The 1,314-nt window shown below is 73.2% G+C and carries 1 protein-coding gene; it reads right to left on the bottom strand.

Features of this window, described 5'->3' with window-relative positions:
• Positions 1-211: 211 nt before the first annotated feature.
• A complete protein-coding gene (locus tag AC51EU_RS30580; protein ID WP_496270341.1) occupies positions 212-1,237 on the bottom strand; it encodes a LacI family DNA-binding transcriptional regulator in 1,026 nt (341 codons plus the stop codon).
• Between the last annotated feature and the right edge of the window lie 77 nt (positions 1,238-1,314).

Here is a 1,314-nt window from a genome sequence, read left to right as displayed (position 1 = left end):
GAGGGGGCGGGAAGGCCCCGCCGGGCCGACCGCCGCCGTACGCGGCGGCGTCCTGGCCTACGCCGTGGGGCCGGTCCTGGGGCATCTCGTCGCCGCTGCCGCGGTAGGTCGTGTCGGTCATGTCTTCGACTGTGCGTCCGGTGGATGAGAGGAGTCTGAGAGCACGCTGAAAGAGCGGGCAGAAGTCGCTGTACCCTGCGCGCCCGGTGGTTCAGGCGCCGCAGCCGCAGGAGTTGCGCACCACGAGCCGTGAGGGGAACTGGCGCAGCCGCTCGCGGCGCGACCCGGCGACCCGCAGCCCGTCGTCCAGCACCAGGTCGACGGCGGCGCGCGCCATCGCCAGCCGGTCGGAGGCGACGGTGGTCAGCGGCGGGTCGGTGAGCGCCGCCTCCTTCACGTCGTCGAAGCCCGCGACGGCCAGTTCGCCGGGGACGTCGATGCGCAGTTCCCGCGCGGCGCGCAGCACGCCGATCGCCTGGTCGTCGGTGGCGCACATCAGGGCCGGGGGGCGCCGGGGCCCGGACAGCAGTTCCAGGGCGGCCTTGTAGGCGTCGTAGCGGTTGTACTCGGCCTGGAAGTAGCGGCCCTCCAGGGAGTGGCCGGCCTCCAGCATGGCGCGGCGCCAGCCCTCGACGTGGTCGGTGACGGGGTCGCCGGACTTCGGGGTGCGTTCGGTGCCGCCGAGGAAGGCGACGTAGGGGTGTCCGTGCTCCAGGAGGTGGCGGGTGGCGAGCTGGGCGCCCCAGACGTCGTCGGTCATCACCGCGACGTCGTCGATGGCGTCGGGGCGGCGGTGCAGCAGGACGACGCGGGCGTCCCAGGCGTCGATCTCGACGGCGGCGTGCTCACTGGGGCCCTGGCTGATGAGGATCAGTCCGGCGACCCGCATCCCGAGGAACGCGCGGAGGTAGTGGACCTCGCGTTCGTCGAGGTAGTTGGAGTTGCCGACCAGCACCATCTTGCCGCGCTCGACGGCGGCCTGTTCGACGGCGTGCGCCATCTCGGCGAAGAACGGCTGCCGGGCGTCGGGCACGATCAGCCCTATGAGGTCGGTACGGCGGGACGCCATCGCCTGGGCGACACGGTCCGGGCGGTAGCCGAGCTCCTTGATGGCGGCGAGCACCCGCTCGCGTGTGGCCGGGGCGACCGGCCGTGGTCCGTTGTTGATGACGTAGCTGACCACGGCGGTGGACGTCCCCGCCAGCCTCGCCACATCATCCCGCGTCACCTTGGCCACGCGCGGCAGTCTACGCGGCTGGGCCAAGGGGGTGACCGGCGGTACGCGCCGCGCTCGTGGCGGAGGGGACCCGCGGG

Source organism: Candidatus Streptomyces philanthi (assembly GCF_059553635.1).
This window is presented reverse-complemented; position numbering and strand designations above follow the sequence as displayed.